The organism is Lelliottia nimipressuralis, from assembly GCF_004402045.1.
GTDB lineage: Bacteria > Pseudomonadota > Gammaproteobacteria > Enterobacterales > Enterobacteriaceae > Enterobacter > Enterobacter chinensis.
On the sequence record NZ_SOMG01000015.1, the window covers coordinates 225,912 to 245,828 of the forward strand.

General features: G+C 56.5%; 18 protein-coding genes, 1 other RNA gene and 1 pseudogene. 6 read left to right on the plus strand and 14 right to left on the minus strand.

The features are described 5' to 3' along the window. Positions 1 to 2: 2 nt before the first annotated feature. Complete coding sequence (locus E3U32_RS09665; RefSeq protein ID WP_134348604.1) at positions 3 to 263, minus strand: type B 50S ribosomal protein L31; 261 nt, start codon at positions 261 to 263, stop codon at positions 3 to 5. Between the two features lie 219 nt (positions 264 to 482). Between E3U32_RS09665 and E3U32_RS09670 the strand changes: the two genes are divergently transcribed. Beyond that, complete coding sequence (locus tag E3U32_RS09670) at positions 483 to 2,048, plus strand: EAL domain-containing protein (RefSeq protein ID WP_134348605.1); 1,566 nt, start codon at positions 483 to 485, stop codon at positions 2,046 to 2,048. Here the strand turns inward: E3U32_RS09670 and E3U32_RS09675 are convergent. Continuing rightward, positions 2,041 to 2,313 carry a metal/formaldehyde-sensitive transcriptional repressor gene (locus E3U32_RS09675; RefSeq protein WP_024906840.1) on the minus strand — a complete coding sequence of 91 codons (273 nt, stop codon included), beginning with the start codon at positions 2,311 to 2,313 and terminating at the stop codon, positions 2,041 to 2,043. The genes E3U32_RS09670 and E3U32_RS09675 overlap by 8 nt on opposite strands. Before the next feature lie 135 nt (positions 2,314 to 2,448). Here E3U32_RS09675 and E3U32_RS09680 point away from each other — a divergent pair, with 135 nt between their 5' ends. Beyond that, the gene (locus tag E3U32_RS09680; RefSeq protein WP_134348606.1) at positions 2,449 to 3,258 is read left to right on the plus strand and encodes a nickel/cobalt efflux protein RcnA; all 810 of its coding nucleotides are present in this window, start codon (positions 2,449 to 2,451) and stop codon (positions 3,256 to 3,258) included. Between the two features lie 35 nt (positions 3,259 to 3,293). Here the strand turns inward: E3U32_RS09680 and E3U32_RS09685 are convergent, their stop codons facing one another. From E3U32_RS09685 to E3U32_RS09695, 3 genes are all read right to left on the minus strand, one after another. Further along, positions 3,294 to 6,386, minus strand: coding sequence for a beta-galactosidase (locus E3U32_RS09685; protein ID WP_134348607.1), 3,093 nt, complete (start codon positions 6,384 to 6,386; stop codon positions 3,294 to 3,296). Between the two features lie 103 nt (positions 6,387 to 6,489). After that, a complete protein-coding gene (locus E3U32_RS09690) occupies positions 6,490 to 7,557 on the minus strand; it encodes a LacI family DNA-binding transcriptional regulator (RefSeq protein WP_134348608.1) in 1,068 nt (355 codons plus the stop codon). A gap of 77 nt (positions 7,558 to 7,634) precedes the next feature. Continuing rightward, on the minus strand, positions 7,635 to 8,246 hold the full coding sequence (locus E3U32_RS09695; RefSeq protein WP_134348609.1) for a YczE/YyaS/YitT family protein: 612 nt from the start codon (positions 8,244 to 8,246) through the stop codon (positions 7,635 to 7,637). Positions 8,247 to 8,332: 86 nt separating this feature from the next. Between E3U32_RS09695 and E3U32_RS09700 the strand changes: the two genes are divergently transcribed. Further along, a complete protein-coding gene (locus E3U32_RS09700) occupies positions 8,333 to 9,754 on the plus strand; it encodes a PLP-dependent aminotransferase family protein (RefSeq protein ID WP_134348610.1) in 1,422 nt (473 codons plus the stop codon). 83 nt (positions 9,755 to 9,837) lie between these two features. Here the strand turns inward: E3U32_RS09700 and E3U32_RS09705 are convergent, their stop codons facing one another. From E3U32_RS09705 to ffs, 3 genes are all read right to left on the minus strand, one after another. Next, the gene (locus tag E3U32_RS09705) at positions 9,838 to 10,053 is read right to left on the minus strand and encodes a hypothetical protein (RefSeq protein WP_008503298.1); all 216 of its coding nucleotides are present in this window, start codon (positions 10,051 to 10,053) and stop codon (positions 9,838 to 9,840) included. Beyond that, a complete protein-coding gene (locus E3U32_RS09710; RefSeq protein ID WP_063144756.1) occupies positions 10,050 to 10,301 on the minus strand; it encodes a hypothetical protein in 252 nt (83 codons plus the stop codon). The genes E3U32_RS09705 and E3U32_RS09710 overlap by 4 nt, the downstream gene beginning before the upstream one ends. A 246-nt stretch (positions 10,302 to 10,547) precedes the next feature. Then, positions 10,548 to 10,644: signal recognition particle sRNA small type (gene ffs, locus E3U32_RS09715), an RNA gene on the minus strand. Between the two features lie 84 nt (positions 10,645 to 10,728). Between ffs and E3U32_RS09720 the strand changes: the two are divergent. Further along, positions 10,729 to 11,126 (plus strand): annotated as a pseudogene (locus E3U32_RS09720) (MGMT family protein). Positions 11,127 to 11,159: 33 nt separating this feature from the next. Here E3U32_RS09720 and E3U32_RS09725 read toward each other — a convergent pair. Further along, on the minus strand, positions 11,160 to 11,687 hold the full coding sequence (locus E3U32_RS09725; RefSeq protein WP_029741632.1) for a YbaY family lipoprotein: 528 nt from the start codon (positions 11,685 to 11,687) through the stop codon (positions 11,160 to 11,162). Between the two features lie 203 nt (positions 11,688 to 11,890). Here E3U32_RS09725 and tesB point away from each other — a divergent pair, with 203 nt between their 5' ends. Beyond that, complete coding sequence (gene tesB, locus E3U32_RS09730) at positions 11,891 to 12,751, plus strand: acyl-CoA thioesterase II (RefSeq protein WP_134348612.1); 861 nt, start codon at positions 11,891 to 11,893, stop codon at positions 12,749 to 12,751. A gap of 83 nt (positions 12,752 to 12,834) precedes the next feature. Here tesB and amtB read toward each other — a convergent pair whose 3' ends face one another. From amtB to E3U32_RS09755, 5 genes are all read right to left on the minus strand, one after another. Further along, on the minus strand, positions 12,835 to 14,124 hold the full coding sequence (gene amtB / locus E3U32_RS09735; protein WP_047347266.1) for an ammonium transporter AmtB: 1,290 nt from the start codon (positions 14,122 to 14,124) through the stop codon (positions 12,835 to 12,837). Positions 14,125 to 14,159: 35 nt separating this feature from the next. Then, positions 14,160 to 14,498: a P-II family nitrogen regulator gene (glnK, locus tag E3U32_RS09740; protein WP_008503304.1), complete on the minus strand. Its 339-nt coding sequence runs from the start codon at positions 14,496 to 14,498 to the stop codon at positions 14,160 to 14,162. A gap of 220 nt (positions 14,499 to 14,718) precedes the next feature. Continuing rightward, positions 14,719 to 16,500 carry a SmdB family multidrug efflux ABC transporter permease/ATP-binding protein gene (locus E3U32_RS09745; protein ID WP_134348613.1) on the minus strand — a complete coding sequence of 594 codons (1,782 nt, stop codon included), beginning with the start codon at positions 16,498 to 16,500 and terminating at the stop codon, positions 14,719 to 14,721. Next, positions 16,493 to 18,265: a SmdA family multidrug ABC transporter permease/ATP-binding protein gene (locus E3U32_RS09750; RefSeq protein WP_134348614.1), complete on the minus strand. Its 1,773-nt coding sequence runs from the start codon at positions 18,263 to 18,265 to the stop codon at positions 16,493 to 16,495. Before E3U32_RS09750 ends, E3U32_RS09745 begins: the two co-directional genes overlap by 8 nt. Positions 18,266 to 18,295: 30 nt before the next feature. Beyond that, positions 18,296 to 18,754: an Lrp/AsnC family transcriptional regulator gene (locus E3U32_RS09755; protein WP_008503307.1), complete on the minus strand. Its 459-nt coding sequence runs from the start codon at positions 18,752 to 18,754 to the stop codon at positions 18,296 to 18,298. 115 nt (positions 18,755 to 18,869) lie between these two features. On the opposite strand from E3U32_RS09755, the gene E3U32_RS09760 reads away from it, so the two are divergent. After that, positions 18,870 to 19,916, plus strand: a complete 1,047-nt coding sequence (locus E3U32_RS09760; protein ID WP_134348615.1) for a PLP-dependent cysteine synthase family protein — start codon at positions 18,870 to 18,872, stop codon at positions 19,914 to 19,916. Position 19,917 lies beyond the last annotated feature (1 nt).

Here is a 19,917-nt window from a genome sequence, read left to right on the forward strand (position 1 = left end):
GGTTAGCCCCGCTTCGCATTGAGAAAGCCGCCAAAACGCTTGCGGAAGCGCGCTGTGCTGCCGTCCGTGGAGAATGTTTTCTGCTTACCGGTATAAAACGGATGCGATTTTGATGAGACGTCGATGGTGATGTACGGATACGTTTCACCGTCGAGTTCAATTTCGCGCTCGGTTTTAATGGTTGAGCCAACTTTAAAATACTCATTGGCGCTGGTGTCGTGAAAGACCACGGTGCGATAGGCAGGGTGGATATCTGGCTTCATCGTAAACCTCTTATGTTTTGTTATAACATAACAAAATAATATCCAGGCCAGACTGAAAAAACAACCCCTCTCTCCTGACGATATTTTCGGGTTTGCCTTAGATAAAATGATAGCCACGCCATCCACGTGCTATAACTATATCATTTCGCGGTAAAATCTTTCTCTTCAGGCAGGGAACTCAGCGCCCAGGAATGGGTATACGAGGAAGGACACGACGGCATGAAAACCCGACACCTGGTCAGTCTGGTGACTGGCGTACTTATCTTTTCTATACTGGTCCCCATTTGCCTGAGCATCTGGCTGGCCCATCGCCAGGCGGAAGATAAATTTGTCGATGCGCTGGAGAACTATGCCTCGCGCGTTCTGGTACGAACCGACAGGGTCGTGGAGCAGGCAAAAGAAGCGCTCAATCACCTGCAGGCATTTGAGGGGGTTCCGTGTAGCCCTCTGCAGTTAAGGGAGATGCGCAGGGTCGCTTTCTCGTGGCGATACGTCCAGGAAGTGATTTATATCGACAACCTTCAACCGCTCTGCTCCTCCCTGGAGCAAACCAGCCATGCCTCCCCTTTTCCCCCTCCGATGCGCATTACCGAAGATGGTTACAGTGCCTGGCTGACCACGCAAAACGATCTTGGTTTTCACCACTACATGGCCGTGCTGGGAAAAGGTCATTACCTTGTCATGATCGATCCAGCCTCACTTGTGGATGTGATCCCTTTCGGTGAGATAGCGATTGATGCCGCCCTGGTAGGAAGCACAACACACCGCATATTCGCCAGCAGCAATAAGCTCGATCCGCATATCCGCGACATGATTCAGGAGCAGGGTGTGACCAGCGTTCAGTACAACGGTTCGATGTACGTCATGAAGTCTGTACCTGAACTGGGGTTTACCGTCGTCGCATGGGCAACGCTTAAACCGCTGGCTGAAACCTGGCACCGGCAGCTTCTTTTCTGGTTACCGTTCGGCATGTTGATGAGCCTGCTTGCCGCGCTCTTTGTCCTGCGGATACTGCGCCGTATCCAGTCGCCGCGCAATCGCCTGCTTGACGCCATTAACAGCCGCGATTTTGTGGTTCACTATCAGCCCATCGTGGCGCTGTGCAGCGGAAAAATCGTGGGTGCAGAAGCGCTGACGCGCTGGCCCCAGCCAGACGGAAGTAGTCTGTCGCCTGATATCTTTGTTCCCCTTGCCGAGCAAACGGGGCTCATCTCGCAGCTCACGCAGTTAGTCATCGAAAAGGTGTTTGAAGATATGGGCCACTGGCTACAACATCATCCGGATCAGCATATCTCCATCAACCTCGCGCCTGCCGATTTAACCTCCGGCATCCTGCCGCCTCTGCTGAGTCAATTGCTGAATAAGTGGAAAGTCCATCCAAAACAGATCGCCCTTGAGCTAACCGAGCGAGGTTTTGCCGATCCCAAAATAAGCGCACCGGCTATCGCCGCATTCCGTCGCGCGGGGCACCCTGTCTATATTGATGATTTTGGCACGGGCTATTCCAGCCTGAGCTATCTGCAGGATCTGGACGTCGACACGCTAAAAATCGATAAGTCGTTCGTGGATGCGCTGGAATATAAAAACGTGACGCCACACATCATTGAAATAGCGAAGTCGCTGAAGCTGGCGATGGTGGCAGAGGGTGTCGAAACCGCAGGGCAGCTCGCCTGGCTGCACCGACACGGCGTGCAATATGGGCAGGGGTGGTACTACAGCAAAGCGCTGCCAAAAACGGAATTTATTCTTTGGGCAGAAAATAACCTCGGAACGCACTCTACTTAAGATAGGATTTGATCACCTGCAACACCACGCCAAGATCGGCTTCACGCTGCGCTTCTTCAGGCTCTTTCACCACATGATCGGTTAAGTGCCCTTCGATCACCTGCATCATCATGCCGTTGACTGCCCCGCGGATCGCCGCCAGCTGCTGTAATACCTCGGCGCATTCGTGATCGCTATTCAGCATTTTCTCCAGAGCGTTACTCTGCCCCTGAATTTTCTTCAGGCGAGTCAATAACATTTTCTTGTCGCGAACGGTATGTGACATCTCTTCAACCCTTATCTTTTTGGCATTTAAAGCATATCACGCTCTACTCCCCCTGAGTATTTTTCTACTGGGGGGTAGTATTAATCTACTGGGGGGGAGTAGTATCAGGTCACGCTTTCCACTCCGGAATTTTCCATGAACGATTTTGCTTCACTCCTGCAGCAGGGTAATGCCTGGCTGTTTGTCCCCAGCGCTATTCTGCTCGGTGCGCTACATGGCCTGGAGCCGGGCCACTCGAAAACGATGATGGCCGCTTTTATCGTGGCCATCCGCGGCACGCTGAAGCAGGCGGTACTGCTCGGTCTGGCGGCAACGCTTTCCCATACGGCGGTGGTCTGGATTATTGCCATGGCAGGATTATGGTTTGGACGGGGCTGGGATGCACATACGTCCGAGCCCTGGTTCCAGCTGATCTCTGGCGTATTGATCGTTGCAATCGCTCTGTGGATGGCGTGGCGAACCTGGAAAGAGAGCCAGCCGCACGATCATCATCACGACCATGATCATCACCATGACCACCATCACGATCATCACCACCACGAACACCCACTGGTTGATGACGAGTGGCAGGACGCCCACCAGCGCGCGCACGCGCAGGATATTAACCGGCGTTTCAACGGTCAAAACGTCACCACCGGACAGATCGTGATGTTTGGCCTGACGGGAGGTCTCATTCCCTGCCCGGCGTCCATCACCGTTCTACTCATCTGCCTGCAGCTAAAGCATTTTGCCCTCGGCGCGACGCTGGTGTTCAGCTTCAGTATTGGTCTGGCGTTAACGCTGGTCGCTTCCGGCGCAATAGCCGCCTTAAGCCTCAAACATGCGACAAAACGCTGGCCCGGGTTTAGCGAATTCTCCCGCAAAGCGCCGTGGATCTCCGCAGCGCTGATAACCGTAGTAGGGATTTACATGAGCCTGCATGGCCTGAGCGGAATTCTGGCGTAAGCCTGCGGCCACGTCGTGTGGCCGCCTCTCAATGGTCAGTTAAGACTTTGTTGCCAGCTGAAGGAATAACGAAGCTGGCGTTTCTGGAGGATAAATTCCGGCGAAACGCTGGGGCTCCAGGAGTCATCGCCACCCACGCCCATATGGAACGCATCAAGGTTGAGCCAACATCCCGGCTCTTCCCGCAGCAGATGATGATGGGTTGTCTCACGCAGCTGCTGCTGGCTGTAGCGGCTCGCTGAGAAATGGAACGCGCCATTCAGCTGATGCGCTCCCAGCACGAGTTCGCGGGTATCACAGCGCAAACCATTTTCCGTCGGGAAGATATACGGCGTATGCATGGCCTCCAGGGGTAATGTCCAGCGCCCCTGTTCTGCTGCCAGCTTTCTGTCCGGGTAGTTTTCATGCGGTCCCAGCCCCAGCCAGTGAACGTTTTCCGGCGTTTCGGCAAGATGAATGCTCAGTCCAATGCGCGCAGGCTCCGGAATATCGGACGCAATATCGACCTGAATATCCCCGTGCAGCCTCCCCCGATCGTCCACCCGCCAGGTTTTACGGCTCAGGAACAGCGCTTTGCCGTGATACTCCCCGACGTGCAGGGTGGTGACCACGACGTCGCCCGCGTGCTGCTCTGCCTCACAGTGCAGAACGCGCGAGGTGAAATCGTACATGCCCGCCGCTTTCCAGCGTTCAACCCATGCATTAGGATCGATTTGCGTCGCTTCACTCACGCCAATGTCATTGTCCAGCGGTGCGCGGCTCACGTTATCCGTCACCGGGGCGAGCAGCGTTTCAACGCCCTCGCGCCACCATTGCGTCAGGTTGCCTGAGGTGCAGTCGAACTGCCAGCGCTGTTGACGATGCGTGACCTCCAGCATGCGCTCGTTTTGCATCAAAACCGGAGGTTCGCCCGCAGACACTGGTGGCGCAATAAAGAGCGGAGCCGGAAGCGGCCACTGCTCCCATGCGCAGCGATGATTAGCCGGTGACCACGGCGTTGCCAGCGGCTGGCGGACTTCAACGTTCAGCCAGACCTCACCCGGTTCGGCCTTCATCTCTGGCAGGGCGATCTCAACACGCTGAGCGCCTTCAGGGGCCATCGCGAGCATAACCTCGCCCGTGGCCAGCACTTCCCCGTCACGGGCAAGCGTCCATCTCAGTACTTCGTTATCGGTGTGGCGGAACAGGTAGCCGCTTTGTACCTCTATCACCAGCGGAGAGGTGCTTATACGTGTAAAGGTAAAAAACTGCTGCGCGCGCTGCGCTTCGTACAGCGCCGGGTGCGGCGTGCGATCGGGGAAGACCAGGCCATTAAGGCAGAACTGCCGATCGTTCGGTTTATCACCAAAGTCCCCGCCGTAGGCCCAGTACGCGTTACCATTTTCGTCTTTTTTCGTCAGGGCCTGATCGACCCAGTCCCAGACAAACCCTCCCTGCAGGCGAGGATGGCTGCGAAACGCCTGCCAGTATTTCGCGAACCCACCGAAGCTGTTACCCATCGCGTGGGCGTATTCACAGAGGATCAGCGGACGCGTTTCATCCGGCATGCCGATCCATTTCTTGATTGACCATTTAGGCACCGCCGGGAAGGGCTGATCCCGATCGACACGGGCGTACATCGGGCAGACGATATCGGTCGCCGCCGTATTCGCTCCACCGCCTTCGTATTGTACCGGGCGCGTCGGATCCGTGGACTTCACCCAGCGGTACAATGCGTCGTGGTTTGCGCCGTGACCAGACTCATTGCCCAGCGACCAGATGATAATTGAGGGGTGATTACGATCGCGCTGCACCATGCGGGTCACGCGCTCGCTCATGGCGGGCAGCCAGCGCGGATCGTCAGCCAGGCGGCTCATAGGCACCATGCCGTGGGTTTCGATATTGGCTTCGTCAACGACGTACAGCCCGTAACGATCGCAAAGCCGGTACCACAGCGGATGGTTCGGGTAGTGCGAGCAGCGCACGGCGTTGAAGTTATGCTGCTTCATGACTTCGATATCGCGACGCATGGTCGCTTCGTCCATCACCTGGCCGTTTTCCGGATGATGTTCGTGCCGGTTAACCCCGCGAATCAGCAGCGGTTTACCGTTGAGCTTCAGCAGGCCGTTGCTGATTTCAACGCGGCGGAAGCCAACATCGCACGCCTCAATCTCCAGCACTTCCCCCCGCGGGTTAAGCAGCGCCATCGTCAGGCGATACAGTTCTGGCGTTTCCGCACTCCAGAGCGCGGGGGACACCACGGGGATCGTTACCTTTAAGCGCTCGGCCCAGCTGCCGCGTTCGTCAACAATGGCAGATCCCGGGCGCTGGACAACGCTGGCGCATTTCTCCCCCTTGCGCCACAGGGTAAAGGCCACTTCACACGTCGAAAATTGCGCTCCCTGCAGGGCGACGTCAATCTTCAGCACCGCGCGGTCCAGTTCCGCATTCAGGTCTGTCACCACGTGATAATCGGCAATCTGCGTCTCGGGTTTATGCAGTAGGGTCACATCGCGGAAAATGCCGCTCATGCGCCACATGTCCTGATCTTCCAGATAACTGCCGTCGCACCAGCGCAAGACCATCACCGCCAGGCGGTTCTGACCGGGGCGTAATACCAACGAGAGGTCAAATTCGGCGGGCAGTCGGCTGTCCTGGGAATAGCCTATCCACTCTCCGTTGCACCACAGATGAAACGCCGAGTTCACGCCGTCAAAGATAACGCGGGTTTGCCCGCTCTGTAACCAGGCCTCCTCCACGTCAAATGTGAGCGAGTAACAGCCGGTCGGGTTTTCTTGCGGCACAAAAGGCGGGTTAACGGGTATGGGATAGGTCACATTGGTGTAGATGGGCGTATCGAACCCCTGCATCTGCCAGTTAGACGGCACGGGCATCGCAACGGCATCGTCGCAATCTTTGGTTACCCATGCCTGAGGAACCTGCTCGGGCGCAGCAAAAAAACTGAATCGCCACACCCCGTTGAGAGTGCGCCTGCTGACGGATCCGGCATCGTCCCGGGCAGAGTGTTCATTACGCCAGCTGTGTAAAGGCGCGTGTGCGGCCAGGCGATTCCACTGGGTAACTCCCGGATTTTCCCAGTCTCGTCGGGCCAGAATGGCGCTGAGGGTCAGCGATGGGGTATTGGACATATCAACCTCTTTGCGAAGCGCTCACAATTTTGGTTAACATGCCCTGGCACTCTGCGACGGTAAAGCGTTCAATCGCGGGGTAGCGAGTCAGATCACAAAAGTCTTATTTGCGGGCAAGCTGCTCGGCCAGCAGTGCCAGACTTCTGAGCTGCTGGGCCAGCTCCTCTCGTTCAGCCTGCTGGGGAGCATGGCGCGCGCTGGAATGACGGGTAACAAGCGTAACCGGCAGCTGAACCTGCCAGCACGTTTCGCCCCCGGAGGGGGCCAGCAGCCACTCCACGCTGCGCTCGCCCGCCTCGCGAAAGGCCTGACGAATGGTCGTCAGCGGCGGGGAAAACCAGGCGCTGTCAGCCGTATCGTCGAACCCGACCACGGAAATCTGGCCCGGCACCGCGATCCCTTTTTCCGCGCAGGCGCGAATCACCCCGAGCGCCATTTGATCGTTCGCCACCAGAATCGCATCCGGTAATGCACCAGACAGCAGCAGATGCCCCTTCTCATATCCGCTGGCCGCGCTCCAGTCACCGTATGCCACTGCAACGGCTTCCAGACCCGCGCGTGTCAGGGTGGCTTTCCATCCCGCCAGACGCGCCCGTGCTGAAACAGAACTTTCCGGCCCGCTCAGCAGGGCAATACGCTGATGCCCCAGCGAAATCAGATGCTCAACGCCCAGACGCGCGCCCTGTTCTGCGTTAAACACAAGGCTGTTTACCTGCGCGGAGGGCGATACATCAAGGAACAGCACCGGAACAGGCGACGCCAGCGCCCTGAGCTGTTCGGCATGTTCATCGTCAAGCGGAACATTCACCAGCAGGGCTTCTACGCGCTGCGCCAGCAACGCCTGAAGCGCGGTCTGACACTGCTGTGGTTGCTCCACCATGGAAATGAGGACGCTCGCCCCCTGTTCCGCCGCACGGGATTTTACCGCCGATACAATTTGCGAAGGCGCGTGCAGGGCCAGATCGGTAGTGATGAGGCCCAGCGTACGGGTGCGTTTACCCGCCAGCTGCTGTGCCCGAAGGTTAGGAACGTAGTGCAGCTCCGCCATCGCCTGCTGCACCTTTTCTCGCGTGCGGGCGGACACATGTTCCGCGTCGTTAATGACGCGGGAAACGGTTTGATAAGAAACCCCCGCAAGGAGGGCGACATCATAGAGAGTGATAGCTTTCATGCATTCTGGCATCGCGTATTTCGGGATGCCTATTCTGGCACAGCGACGCCGTTAAAACATGTGAGCGCTTCGCAAAATTAAACAACCCGCTCCGGCTGGGGAATTTCTTCAATGCGCGGCTTCTGGCGGAACCAGGGCAAACAGAGCTGGATAAGTGGGCCAATGGTCAGGGCATATAATACGGTCCCCACCCCAAACGTGCCGCCCAGCACGCACCCAATCAGCAGGACAGACACCTCAATTGAGGTACGCACGCTGCGAATGGACCACCCCAGCCGGGCATGAATGCCGGTCATCAGGCCGTCGCGCGGGCCAGGCCCGAAACCGGCACCGATGTACATGCTGGTCGCAATTGCGTTCATCACAATGCCCCCGACTAATAGCGTTATTCGAAGGGGCAAGGAACTCAGTTCGGGGATAAGCGCCATGCTGGCATCTGCCGCCAGACCGATACAAATCACGTTACTGATCGTGCCAAGCCCCGGCATCTGACGCAGTGGGATCCACAGCAGCAGCACCGCAGCGCCGACTAAAATGATCACCGTCCCGATACTCATCCCCAGCTGCATCCCCACCCCAAGGTGAAACACATCCCAGGGATCGACACCCAAATCGGAACGAATAAACATCGCGGTGGAAAGGCCATACAGCCCTAAACCGACATAAAGTTGTAGCAGACGACGCACCATTTTTATCTTCTCCAGTGAACCAGGCTTTCATCCTGACCTAAAATGGCACTATGATTAATGTCCAGTTTTCAAATAGTGGACTGCATATGTCATCACGCCGCTTCGGAAGCCAGTCTCTGATACGCCTTTTAGGCCACTGGCAGCAAACCTCTTCCCGCACTCCGCTCTGGCGTCAGCTGGCCGATGCGCTGCGTCTGCTCATCCTTGATGGCCGGCTGGCACTCAATACGCGGCTGCCGGGCGAACGTGAGCTGGCCTCTGCGCTCGACGTGAGCCGGACCACGATCAGCAGCGCCCTCGCCCATCTGCGTGAGGAGGGTTACCTTGAAAGCCGTCACGGTAGCGGTTCACGAGTGATCCTCCCGGATACGCGCGCTGTTCCCACTCTTTCAGCGGCGAGTGCCGCACTGGACCTCTCCACTGCCGCCCTGAATGCCGGTCCGGAGATCCACCAGGCGTATACCCATGCGCTCACGGCCATTACGCAACACCTCTCGCTGACGGGCTACGATCAGCTTGGACTGCCGGCGCTGCGGGAGGCCATCGCTGCGCGCTACACCGCACGCGGTCTTCCCACTCGCGCTGAAGAAGTGATGGTGGTCAATGGCGCTGTCAGCGGCTTTGCGCTGGTACTGAGGATGATGACCGGGCCGGGGGATCGCGTCGTGGTTGATCATCCCACCTACCCGCTGGCGATTGCCGCCATTCAGGGGGCGCAGTGTCGGCCCGTGGGGGTGTCACTGCCGGAAACCGGCTGGGATACGGACGGCTTCGCGGCAACGCTTGCCCAGACAGCGCCGCGGCTGGCGTATCTGATGCCAGATTTTCATAACCCGACCGGACGATGCATGGACATCGCTACCCGTCAGACCATCACCGATATTGCTGCACAAACCCGTACGGCGCTGGTGGTAGACGAGACGATGGTGGATCTCTGGTTTGACTCGCCTCCACCGCCGCCCCTCGCATCCTTTAACCCGCAGGCCACCGTCATCACGTTAGGCTCTGCGGGAAAAAGCTTCTGGGGAGGACTGCGTCTCGGCTGGATCCGCGCCTCCTCGCGTACTATCGCCACGCTTGCCCAGACGCGGGATACCCTGGATTTAGGGTCGCCGCTGCTGGAACAGCTGGCGATGCTGTGGCTCATGAACAACAGCGAGACGTTTCTACCCGCACGCCGGAAGATGCTGGCAGAACGACGCGATCGATGCGGTGAACTGTTGCGCGAACATTTCCCGGAGTGGACGTTCCATGAAGCGGAAGGCGGGCTCTCTTACTGGATAGAACTCCCGGGCATGCTGGCGACACAGCTTGCCGCGCGGGCTGAGATTCTGGGGATCAATCTGGGGACCGGGACGCGGTTTGGTTTATCAGGCGCGTTTGATCGCTATTTACGGATGCCCTTCTCGCTCGAACCGACAGAGCTTGAGCAGGCGTTGCTGAGGATCAAACCGCTATGGCTTGCTCTGAATAAAAACGTACTGCCGGTAAAACGCAGCGTGATTTAATATTAAAAAGTTTGAAGCCGATCATAAAAAATAAAAACTGCTGACTGTCACGTAGGCAGTCAGCAGTTTTCACCAGTCAGGAGTTAATGCTGAGCAGGAATAGGAAAACCTTTAAGTGAAATAACGAAGTTTTCACCATCTTTCTTTATTTTTGCGCCGGTATCACACCAGTCAGACGCAATACGAAAGAACTCATCACTACCGACATTCCAGCCAAGACGTACGTGCTTCACGTAGCCTGAACGCAACAGATCGCAGGCCTCTTTGTAGTCACTGGCAGTTGACAGTTGTTGTTTCATTTTCTCTTCTTCAGAAGTTTACGTAGAGCTTTGATTTCTTTAGGAGTAAAAGGAGAAACACTCTCTTCTTCCGTATGCTGATTATCAATATCCTCTTCCGATACTCCCGCCTCTTCTACTGCTTCAAACGCCAGCAGCAGCAGTTTCTCTGTCGTCACGCTTAAATTCTCGTTATTGTCTTCCGCATAGTGGCGAAGTCTTTCTTTTAGCGCGTCATCAATCTTAACATTTAATACCGCTGTAGCCATGTTTGTCACTTCCCTTCGGAATAAGTACTTTATTTAATACACGAAGTTAACAATGTTATCCAGATATATATTTTTTTGAGTTATGGAAGAAAATAGACATCCGAATATAAAATGCCAGTCTATTATTACAAGTTTATGACATTAATATTTCAGTGAAATGAAATATATATTACACGATATAGGCTTTGTATTTGTGTGGAATAAGGCTAAAGAGGAAGACATTATGAGGCCAGAAATGGGTGGGGGCCCTGCCAGCTACATCCCGGCACACACGTCGTCTGCCCTGGCTGCTTCCTTCCGGACCTGACCTGGTGAACAGAGTAGCGTTGCGGGAGAACCAACAGAGCCCCCATTGAGAGCGTTGATAACCAACGCGCTGGCGCATTATCCCTGTGCTAACGCCCAATTGCAAGCTGCCAGGAACTGGATGCTGGTTTCTTGCGCAAACAGGCGCAGCAATCATCACGATCTTCGTTTACCATGGCTCTCCAGAAAATCCCCACAGGTGAAGGTATGGACGAACACGACTCCTTTCCACAGCGCGTATGGCAAATTGTGGCCTCTGTGCCGGAAGGCTATGTCACCACCTATGGTGATGTCGCGCGTCTGGCAGGCTCTCCGCGCGCGGCGCGACAGGTTGGAGGCGTCCTGAAACGGCTACCGGAAGGAAGCACGTTGCCCTGGCATCGGGTGGTGAATCGTCATGGCGCCATCTCGCTCACCGGACCGGATCTCCAGCGTCAGCGTCAGGCGTTACTTTCAGAGGGCGTGCAGGTGTCAGGCTCGGGTCAGATCGATTTGCAGAAGTACCGCTGGGTGTACTGACCCCTCTCCCGGAGGAGAGGGGAAATACCATCATTACATCTGAGTTGGTGGGGTTGGCAGGGACGGCTGATTGGTCTGCGGTGCAACCGGCACTTCGGTCTGCTGCACAGGCACCAGATTCAGGTCGACTTTTGTCCCACCGTTGTTAATCGCTTCCTGGACCGTATCGGTGATAAACACCAGCTTACCGTTGATCGTTACCGCTGCACTCAGCAGGATACGGGCATTAGGCTGCACGTCCGACGGGTTATACGGTAACACGAAGCTAAACGGCGCCTGCTTGCCTTCCGTACGGACGGCGCGCTGAGCCACAACCTTCGATGGCGCGTCGGCCAGGGAAGCATCAGACAGCGTCACCGTTAATACCGCATCCGGCGGTAACGCGACTTTCTGTTTAATCCAGATGGTACCGGAAACGTTAGGCTGCTGAATGGATTGCTGCGAAAGGGTATTAATCCCGTTCGGATCGGCTGCTGGTACAGGCACCTGGGCGCTCTTACCGGCACAGGCGGACAACGCCACCGCAATAGCTACACCACTTAGCATGGGCACGAGTTTCATTGAAGTCTCCTTATCATCAATGCACCAGCGGGATCGATCCCATCCGATGTCGTTTCAATCACATAACGTATTCAAGTGTGGCACAAATCACTGATTAATGCCTGAAATCGTCCCGATATTCAGATTATTCTACCCATCGGACCACTTTCATTTCTGCGTTATACTCTGCCTATCTTTCGCTACGGCGTTTATTGAGGACAACTATGAGTCAGGCACTGAACAATCTGCTGACATTACTGAATCTGGAAAAAATTGAGGAAGGACTCTTTCGCGGACAGAGCGAAGATTTAGGCTTACGCCAGGTCTTCGGAGGACAAGTCGTTGGACAAGCGCTGTACGCTGCAAAGGAGACTGTCCCGGCAGACCGTCTGGTGCACTCATTCCACAGCTACTTCTTACGCCCTGGTGATAGCGCAAAACCGATCGTGTATGACGTTGAAGTCCTGAGAGATGGCAACAGTTTCAGCGCGCGCCGCGTAGCGGCCATCCAGAACGGTAAGCCGATCTTTTACATGACCGCCTCTTTCCAGGCGCCTGAACCCGGCTACGAGCACCAGAAAGTGATGCCTCCGGCACCGTCGCCAGACGAGCTCAAATCAGAGACCGATATCGCCCGTGCGCTGGCGCATCTGCTTCCGCCGCAGGTCAAAGAGAAGTTTCTCTGCGATAAGCCGCTTGAGATCCGCCCCGTCGAGTTCCACAACCCGATGAAAGGTCACACCGCGGAACCGAAGCGCCAGGTCTGGATCCGGGCTAACGGTACCGTAACGGAGGACTTCCGCGTTCATCAGTATCTGCTGGGCTATGCGTCAGATTTCAACTTCCTGCCGGTGGCGCTGCAGCCGCACGGCGTCGGGTTCCTCGAAAAAGGGATGCAGGTCGCGACGATCGATCACTCCATGTGGTTCCACCGTCCATTCAACATGAATGAGTGGTTGCTCTACAGCGTGGAAAGTACGTCAGCATCGAGCGCGCGCGGGTTTGTGCGTGGGGAGTTTTATACTCAGGATGGCGTGCTGGTCGCCTCGACGGTCCAGGAAGGGGTGATGCGTAATAGAGGTTGATGAAAAAAAGCCCGGTGGCGCTACGCTTACCGGGCCTACGGATTGTGCAGTTGTAGGCCGGGTAAGGCGGCAAAACGCTCAGATTATGCGTTATACGCATTCTCGCCGTGGCTGTTGACGTCCAGACCTTCGCGTTCCTGCTCTTCCGGTACGCGCAGACCAACCGTCATGTCCGCCAGTTTGTAGCCAATGAAAGCGACAACGGCAGACCACACCACGGTGACAGCAATACTTTCCAGCTGCACCAGCACCTGATGGGCCATGGTGACGCCTTCTGCGTAGCCCACGCCACCCAGCGATTTCGCTGCAAAGATACCGGTCATGATACAGCCGACGATGCCGCACACGCCGTGCACGCCAAACACATCGCAAGGGTCATCAACGCGCAGAATACGTTTCAGCGCCGTCACGCCCCACAGACCCGCCAGACCTGACACCAGGCCGACCAGCAGCGCGCCACCCACACCGACATAACCACATGCTGGGGTGATACCGACCAGACCGGCAATCGCCCCCGAACAGGCACCCAGCAGAGAAGGTTTACCGCGCACAGCCCACTCGCCAAAGACCCAGGAGAGGATTGCACCTGCCGTGGCCACAACGGTATTCACGAAGGCCAGCGCGGCGATTTCGTTCGCGGCACTTGCTGAGCCGGCGTTGAAACCAAACCAGCCAAAGTAGAGGATCGCGGTACCGGTGAAGACCATCGGCAGATTGTGCGGTTTGAACGCTTCTTTACCGAAGCCCACGCGTTTGCCAATCAGGTATGCGCCAACCAGACCCGCTACTGCGGCGTTAATGTGAACAACGGTACCACCCGCGAAGTCCAGCGCGCCATGCGTCGCCAGCAGACCGCCACCCCAGACCATGTGCGCAATCGGCACATAGGAGAGCGTCAGCCAGACCACCACGAAGATCAGGACCGCAGAGAAACGAATACGCTCCGCAAGCGCGCCCACAATCAGCCCGACGGTAATGCAGGCGAACGAGCCCTGGAAAGCAACGTGAATATACTGGTAGAAACTGCCCATCAGCGCGGTCAGTTCAATATTTTTCAGCATCACCCAGTCGAAGTTACCAAAGAACGCGTTGCCCGTGCCGAAAGCCAGCGAGTAACCGTAAACCACCCACAGCACGCAGACCAGTGCGAACGTTACGGCAACCTGCGTCAGCATGGAGAGAACGTTTTTGCCACGGATCAGGCCGCCATAGAACAGCGCAATGCCCGGAATGGACATGAACAGCACCAGCGCGGTGCTGATCATCATAAAGGCGTTATCGGCTTTGTCTGCCACCGCAGGTGCAGCAGCCAGCGCCAGGCCCGGCAGCAGTGCCAGCGAACCCAGACCCGTTTTAAGTGTTGCTATCTTCATTTTCTCGTTCCCTATCACTGTGTGCCAGGCGTTAATTACAGTGCCGCTTCGTCAGATTCGCCGGTACGGATGCGAATGACGCGCTGCAGTTCGGCAACGAAAATTTTGCCGTCGCCAATTTTGCCGGTATAGGCCGCTTTGCTAATGACATCAATGACTTCATCTAGCTGATCGTCAGCAATCGCGACATCAATTTTTACTTTTGGCAGAAAGTTAACGCTGTATTCCGCCCCGCGATAAAGCTCGGCATGACCCTTCTGACGACCAAAGCCTTTCACTTCGGTGACAGTCAGTCCCTGAATACCCATTGAAGACAACGCTTCACGCACGTCTTCGAGTTTGAATGGTTTGATTACAACCGTAACCAGCTTCATAGATCCCCTCCAGTCAGAATTCGGTAATGGCCGCAGCTAACGCAGAAGGTATTGCAAGGGATGTGCCAGAAATGAAAACCAGGGGGAACAGCGGTGCGATGAGCGTTACACGGTACCGATAAACGAACCGGTGAAAAAAAACGCACCATGCCGGTGCAGGGTGCGTTTTAGTTTTGCACCAACAGGAATGACTGTTAGCGCGCCGCCTCATTTTGGTGCATCAGGCGCTAAGCGACTCTTCATCTCGCACGCTGGCCGCCAGCTCTTCGCCCGCCAGCTGCAGCTGATACATCTGCCAGTACCGCCCTTTTGCTTCCAGCAGCTCGCGGTGCGTACCGCGTTCAACGGCCTGTCCGCGATGCAGCACCAGAATAGTATCTGCCTCGACGATGGTCGAAAGGCGATGGGCAATCACCACCAGCGTCGTATGGTCGCGTACGGCAGCCAGCGCCTGCTGGATGGCCTGCTCGGTACCGGAGTCAATACTGGCCGTTGCTTCATCCAGAATCAGTATCTGCGGTGTTTCAATGAGCACCCGCGCCAGCGCCAGGAGCTGTTTTTGTCCAACGGAGAGATTGTTCCCCTGCTCGCCCAGTTTCGTATTGATCCCGTCGCTAAACCCGCGCGCCAGCGCTGCCAGCTGCACTTTTTCCAGCACGTCCCAGACCTGCTCCTGGGTATAATCTCGCCCCAGGGTCACGTTGGCGTAGAAGGTATCGGCCAGTACGACCGGATCCTGCTGCACCATCGCAACGCCTTTGCGTAACACAGTGTGGCTGAGAGACGCGAGCGGGCGTTCGTCGAGGCGGATCTCACCGCGGCTTACCGGGTAATATCCCATTAATAAGCTGGCGAGCGTGCTCTTGCCGCTGCCGGTATGCCCCACCAGCGCCACGAACCCGCGTGACGGGACATCAAGCGTGATGTCCTGCAACACCATCTGGTCATCGCGATAGGCAAACGAGACGTTATCAAAGGCAATGGCCCCGCTTTGCAGAGGACGCTCATCGTTGCCGTAGGTCTGACGCGGTCTGTCCATCAACTCGAATACGCGCTCCCCTGCCACTACGGCCTGCTGGAGCATCGACTGCTGTGTCGTAAGCTCAATCAAGGGTTCGTTCAGGCGGCCAAGGTAGCTGATGAAGGCGTATAAAACACCAACCTCAATGGTTCCTCGTGTGGTCAGGCCAAAGAGCATCAGCAGCCCGCACAGCACCAGCGTGGAGAAGAGGCTCAAAAGCGGGCGTAACAGGAACCCATCAAGCCGCAGGGTCTGCATGCGCGCCATGTAGTGCGAGCGGCTGGCTTCGCCCATCCGCTCGCCAAAACGTGCCTGCTGGCGGAACTGCTGGATGACGCTCATGCCGTTGATCACTTCGTTGAAGCCATCATTGATGTCGGCCAGGTAGGCGCGCACCCGACGCACAATCGGCGTGCTGTAACGTTGGTAGATAACCATGACAATCAACACCGCCGGGAAGATAGTGATTGCCACCAGCGCCATACGCCAGTCGAGGCTGAACATTGCCACCAGCATTGCGCCAATCAGCGCTGCGCTGCGCAACACGGTCGCCACCACGGTGACGTACAGATCGCGGATCACCTCCGTATCGTTGGTTACCCGTGAAATCACCTGCCCGACCGGCTGGGTATCAAACTCGCTGAGCGGCTGGCGAAGCGCGGCGTCCATCACATCCGTACGCAGCTGCTGTACGACGCCCACCGCGGCACGGTTAAACAACAGCGACTGGGCATAGTGCAGCCCGGCAGCCGTCACTTGTAAGCCAACATAAGCCACGCCTAAGCCCGCCACCAGCCCCAGCGGCAGGTAGCTTTTAGCGACCATATTATCGATGAAGTAGCTGATGAGCAGCGGGCCGCTCACCTCGGCAATCGCCGCAATCCAGAGTAAAAGCACGGCCACGGACAGCGGTTTACGCCACGGCGAGCCGTAGGCCAGCAGACGTTTAAGCGTCGGCCACATCGTTCCGAGCTTACGCATGAGTGGCCTCCTCAACGTGTTCCGGCGCATCATCTAGCGCCGCTTCAAGCTGCTGATAGCGATACATATCGCGATACCAGCCCGGTTGCTCAGCAAGCGTTTCATGCTGCCCGCGCTGGGCAATATGCCCGTGCTGTAATACCAGTATTTCGCTGGCTTCGGTGAGCGCTGACAAACGGTGGGCGCTGATAATCACCGTGCGTCCGTCGCCCCACTGGCGCAGGTTATGCAGGATCTGGTGCTCGGTACGGCCATCCACGGCGGAAAGCGCATCATCCAGGATCAGGATTTCAGCATTCAGCAATAGCGCGCGGGCAATGGAGATTCTCTGTTTTTGCCCGCCGGACAGCATGACGCCCCGCTCTCCGACTTCCGTATCATAGCCCTGGGGCAGACGCAAAATATCGTCATGTACGCTGGCTAACCGCGCCACATGCTCTATCTCTTCCTGCGTTGCCGACGGTTTTCCAAGGGCAATGTTGTTCGCCACGGTGTCTGAAAACAGAAATGGCGTCTGGCTCACCACCGCCAGGCGACCTCGCCACTCATCCAGCACCAGCCTGGTCAGGGGAATATCATGGAAGCGAATATCACCCTGCGTGACGTCAAAGTGACGCTGGAGCAGAGAGAGCACGGTACTTTTTCCGGCCCCCGTCGGGCCGCAAATGCCCAGCATCTGGCCGGGCTGAAGCGTAAAACTGACGTTCTCCAGTACCGGATGTTCCGCTTGCGGATAGACAAACTGACGGACGTCGACCTTCATAACACCGCGTCCTTCCGGTACCGATTCGCTACCGTCATTGACCACTGGCGCCTCAGCCAGCATGGCGCGAATACGGCTATAGGCCGCGCTGCCACGCTCAACGATGTTAAACATCCACGCCAGCGCCAGCATCGGCCAAATCATCAGACCCAGATACATCGCAAAGCTGGTTAACTGGCCGAGGGTCAACGCGCCCTGCACCACCATCCAGCTTCCGCCACCAATCGCCAGCAGGTTTGCCATGCCAATTGCGATATAAATTGTCGGGTCAAAACGGGCGTCAATACGCGCGACGCGCATGTTCTTCGCCCCCGTGTCTGCGGCATCAGCCGCAAACAGAGCAGATTGTCTGTCTTCCAGGCCAAACGCTTTGATCATACGGATGCTGGTCATACTCTCCTGGGTGCGATCGTTCAGAGACGAAAACGCCGCCTGCGCCAGCTTAAAGCGCTCGTGCAGCTGTTCGCCGTAGCGATTGATCGCCAGCGCCATGAGCGGCATCGGCAGCAGGGCAAGCAGGGTTAACTGCCAGCTGATCTGCGTGGACATGACGATCAACACCGCACAGCCCATCACCAGCGAGTCCACCAGCGTCAGCACCCCTTCCCCGGCGGCAAAGACCACGCGATCGACGTCGTTAGTGGCGCGCGCGATAAGATCCCCGGTGCGATGGCGCAGATAAAATTCGGGATGCTGCCGGCTCAGCTGGCGATAAAAATCTTCACGCAGCTCAACGGCCAGCTGATAGGACGCGCCAAACAGCAGCACGCGCCAGACGTAGCGCAGCAGATAAACAATGACGGCCGTCAGCACCAGCGTGCCAACCCACATCAACACCCGTGCGGTGGTGTAATGCTGTTCGGTGACGCCATCCACGACGTATCCCACCACTTTCGGCGGGATCAACTGCAAAATGGCAATGATAATAAGCAGGAATACAGCGCCGAGGTAGCGTTGCCACTCCCGACGAAAGTACCAGCTTAATTGGGCAAATAATCGCACGCGGTTTGTTCCTGAAGGTATTTTACGAAGTTATTCAATCGGTAACGCTGTGGTGTATTTAATCTGTTCCATGGCGAAGCTTGAGGTAACGTCCGATAATCCCGGTACGCTGTTCACCAGTCGCTTGTAGAAATCATCATAGCGCTTCATGTCTGCGACCTGAACGCGCATCAGGTAGTCGTACTCGCCGGCCATACGCCAGAAGCCGAGCACCTCTGGCATTTCAGACACCTGAGTGACAAAGCGGCAATACCACTCGCTGCTGTGATGCTGAGTTTTTATCAGGACGAATGCCGTCAACCCAAGCCCCAGCTTTTCGGGATCTAATAATGCGACGCGCCCCAGAAGAATACCGTCATCTTCAAGCTTCTTGAGGCGCTTCCAGCACGGCGTGGTGGTCAGATTAACGGCATCTGCCAGCGCCTGCAAAGAGAGGGTACAGTCACTCTGCAGCAATGAAAGGAGCTTGCGGTCAATTTTATCTAGCATACCCACCTCACAGAGAAAATTTTTCTCCCTTCATTCTATTTTAAAGGCCAGATAGCAACAATTTTTTCTGTGCTTTTCGCTATGCTAGGCACAAAATGACAAACGGATAACTACGATGAATAGCACCTGGGTTAAACATGCGATCAGCGAAATCAATGCCGACTATCAGCGCTCGGCGGATACGCACCTGATTCGCCTTTCCCTGCCGGGATTTGACGGTATTCAGCTCTATTTGAAGGATGAAAGCACCCATCCTACCGGCAGCCTGAAGCATCGTCTGGCGCGTTCTCTGTTTTTATACGGTTTATGTAACGGCTGGATTAAAGAAGGTACCACTGTCATTGAATCCTCATCCGGTTCAACGGCGGTGTCCGAAGCTTATTTTGCTCGCCTGCTGGGCCTGCCGTTTATCGCGGTGATGCCTTCCTGCACTGCGAGACGCAAAATCGAACAGATCGAATTTTACGGCGGTCGCTGCCACTTTGTGCAAAGCGCCTGCGAAATCTACGACGCCTCCGAAATGCTGGCCCGCGAGCTCAACGGCCATTATATGGACCAGTTCACCTTCGCTGAGCGCGCGACGGACTGGCGCGGCAATAACAACATTGCCGACAGTATCTTCCGCCAGATGACCCACGAACCGCATCCGGTTCCGTCGTACATTGTGATGAGCGCCGGTACTGGCGGCACGTCAGCCACGATCGGACGCTACATTCGCTGTCAGGGCTATGATACCCAGCTGATGGTGGTTGATCCGCAGAACTCCGTGTTCCTCGACTACTGGCAAAACCGCGATGCCAGCCTGCGCAGCCCGGTGGGCAGCAAAATTGAAGGGATTGGCCGTCCGCGCGTTGAACCATCGTTCATCCCGGATGTGGTGGATGAAATGCTTCGCGTGCCGGATGCCGCAAGCGTGGCAACGGCGCACTGGCTGGAGACGCAGCTTGGCCGCAAAGTTGGCGCGTCTACCGGGACCAACATGTGGGGTGCCTTACATCTCGCCGCACGCATGCGTGAAGCGGGCCGCACCGGCTCTATCGTCACGCTTCTGTGCGACAGCGGCGAACGCTACCTTGAAACCTACTACAATGCGGAGTGGGTGCAGACCAACATCGGCGATATCGCCCCGTGGAAAGCCCGGATTGCAGAGCTGCTGAAATAAA

What these genes read in the sequence shown, in the direction of transcription:
- E3U32_RS09675 (WP_024906840.1), bottom strand. Translation starts at nt 2,313, where the DNA reads ATGTCACATACCGTTCGCGACAAGAAAATGTTATTGACTCGCCTGAAG.
- E3U32_RS09690 (WP_134348608.1), bottom strand. Translation starts at nt 7,557, where the DNA reads ATGAAAGCTATCACTCTCTATGATGTCGCCCTCCTTGCGGGGGTTTCT.
- glnK (WP_008503304.1), bottom strand. Translation starts at nt 14,498, where the DNA reads ATGAAGCTGGTTACGGTTGTAATCAAACCATTCAAACTCGAAGACGTG.
- E3U32_RS09760 (WP_134348615.1), top strand. Translation starts at nt 18,870, where the DNA reads ATGAATAGCACCTGGGTTAAACATGCGATCAGCGAAATCAATGCCGAC.
- E3U32_RS09665 (WP_134348604.1), bottom strand. Translation starts at nt 263, where the DNA reads ATGAAGCCAGATATCCACCCTGCCTATCGCACCGTGGTCTTTCACGAC.
- tesB (WP_134348612.1), top strand. Translation starts at nt 11,891, where the DNA reads ATGAGTCAGGCACTGAACAATCTGCTGACATTACTGAATCTGGAAAAA.
- E3U32_RS09680 (WP_134348606.1), top strand. Translation starts at nt 2,449, where the DNA reads ATGAACGATTTTGCTTCACTCCTGCAGCAGGGTAATGCCTGGCTGTTT.
- E3U32_RS09710 (WP_063144756.1), bottom strand. Translation starts at nt 10,301, where the DNA reads ATGGCTACAGCGGTATTAAATGTTAAGATTGATGACGCGCTAAAAGAA.
- E3U32_RS09725 (WP_029741632.1), bottom strand. Translation starts at nt 11,687, where the DNA reads ATGAAACTCGTGCCCATGCTAAGTGGTGTAGCTATTGCGGTGGCGTTG.
- E3U32_RS09705 (WP_008503298.1), bottom strand. Translation starts at nt 10,053, where the DNA reads ATGAAACAACAACTGTCAACTGCCAGTGACTACAAAGAGGCCTGCGAT.
- E3U32_RS09670 (WP_134348605.1), top strand. Translation starts at nt 483, where the DNA reads ATGAAAACCCGACACCTGGTCAGTCTGGTGACTGGCGTACTTATCTTT.
- E3U32_RS09685 (WP_134348607.1), bottom strand. Translation starts at nt 6,386, where the DNA reads ATGTCCAATACCCCATCGCTGACCCTCAGCGCCATTCTGGCCCGACGA.
- amtB (WP_047347266.1), bottom strand. Translation starts at nt 14,124, where the DNA reads ATGAAGATAGCAACACTTAAAACGGGTCTGGGTTCGCTGGCACTGCTG.
- E3U32_RS09745 (WP_134348613.1), bottom strand. Translation starts at nt 16,500, where the DNA reads ATGCGTAAGCTCGGAACGATGTGGCCGACGCTTAAACGTCTGCTGGCC.
- E3U32_RS09700 (WP_134348610.1), top strand. Translation starts at nt 8,333, where the DNA reads ATGTCATCACGCCGCTTCGGAAGCCAGTCTCTGATACGCCTTTTAGGC.
- E3U32_RS09695 (WP_134348609.1), bottom strand. Translation starts at nt 8,246, where the DNA reads ATGGTGCGTCGTCTGCTACAACTTTATGTCGGTTTAGGGCTGTATGGC.
- E3U32_RS09755 (WP_008503307.1), bottom strand. Translation starts at nt 18,754, where the DNA reads ATGCTAGATAAAATTGACCGCAAGCTCCTTTCATTGCTGCAGAGTGAC.